Genomic DNA, 662 nt, shown 5'->3' on the forward strand with positions numbered 1-662 from the left:
TTCACGATAGACGCACAGGACCTCCGCCATCTTCTGTTCGAACTCGGCGTCGCGATTTTCAAGATAATAGCGCACCTTGTGCGGCTTGATGTCCTCCCGGCCGAGGATCTTGCACACCGTTCCCTGGACCAAATTGGCCAAACACGCATGCCCCGCCGCCGGCCCGTGTTCACGCGCATGGCGCGCCAAGAGCCGCGTCGTCCACAACTCATGTGGATAGCCGTGGTCCTTGGCCTTGTCGCACGCCAGCGACACCAACCAGGCTTTGGCTTCCGGCGTGATGGTTGGTTCCTTGCCCGGTCGCGGGCGATCATCAAGGGCTGCCAGCGGGCCATCGGCCAGCGCCCGCTCGACACAGCGCTGCACCGTCTGATGATGGACCCCAAGTCTCTGGCCCACCGCGCAGAACGAAGGATTTTCCCGATACGCCAGCAGCATCTGCGCCCGCGACACCCGGCTCGCCAGTTCGATCCTCGACCGCGAAAGCGTCGTCAAGGTCGCTATCTCTTCATCACTCATTGCCAATTCGACCGCTCGCCGCCATCCTGCCATGATACAGCTCCTCGTTTCGCCGACCGCAAACGAGGAATCCGCCAACAACCCGTCCGTTCCATCAATCCAGCCTGCTGCAGCACGCGGGTTTCATGGAATCGGTCGTCTAG

Annotated in this window: 1 protein-coding gene; it reads right to left on the reverse strand. The window is 61.8% G+C overall.

Features of this window, described 5'->3' with window-relative positions; all coding sequences use genetic code 11:
* Nucleotides 1-453 (reverse strand): helix-turn-helix domain-containing protein (locus C7G61_RS43025; protein WP_244608794.1); only part of this gene is annotated, 453 nt, incomplete at its 3' end.
* Nucleotides 454-662 lie beyond the last annotated feature (209 nt).

The sequence above is a fragment of the Bradyrhizobium algeriense genome (assembly GCF_003062295.1).
Taxonomy (GTDB): domain Bacteria; phylum Pseudomonadota; class Alphaproteobacteria; order Rhizobiales; family Xanthobacteraceae; genus Bradyrhizobium; species Bradyrhizobium algeriense.